General features: G+C 60.1%; 1 protein-coding gene. It reads right to left on the bottom strand.

Annotation, left to right across the window (positions count from 1 at the left end):
* Window positions 1–19: 19 nt before the first annotated feature.
* A partial coding sequence (locus LXN01_RS16555) for an EF-hand domain-containing protein (RefSeq protein WP_236866830.1) occupies window positions 20–526 on the bottom strand: 507 nt, incomplete at its 5' end.

A 526-nucleotide genomic window follows, 5' to 3' on the forward strand; every position in this document is an offset into this window, starting at 1 on the left:
GGTAGTGGAAGATGGGCATTTAGGCAGCGGCCTCATCCTTGGCGCCACCAGCGCACAGCATGGCAACAAGGGCGTCGGAGTCGATCATGCCGGTGTCCTCATCGAGCTCCATCATGTCGAAGGCCTCATCGACCTCCTGGTTGGTGAACTTGTCACCGAAGGCCATGAGCATGGTACGGAACTGCTCTGCCTCAATCTTGCCGGGGCTCTTCTCGAAGGCGCGGATGGAGGCGGCGACCACATCGTCGTCGTCGGACTCTCCGGAGGACCTGGAGGCGAACATGTGAAGGAGGGTGGTGAAGTTGATGGGGCCGGGGGCGTCAGCCAGCATGGAGTCAAGCTCGCTGTCGGAGACCATGCGGCCGATCTCGTCGAAGGTGCCGCGGAGGTCGTTCTTGTCTACGACGCCGTCGCGGTCGCGGTCCATGATCTGGAAGCCCTCCTTGAACTCCGCCACCTGCTTCTGAGTAAACATGTCGAAGACATTGCTTCCTCCCTTCTTCGCCTTCTTAGACGATCCCTTCTT

The sequence above is a fragment of the Brevibacterium daeguense genome (genome assembly GCF_021729135.1).
GTDB classification, from domain to species: domain Bacteria; phylum Actinomycetota; class Actinomycetes; order Actinomycetales; family Brevibacteriaceae; genus Brevibacterium; species Brevibacterium daeguense.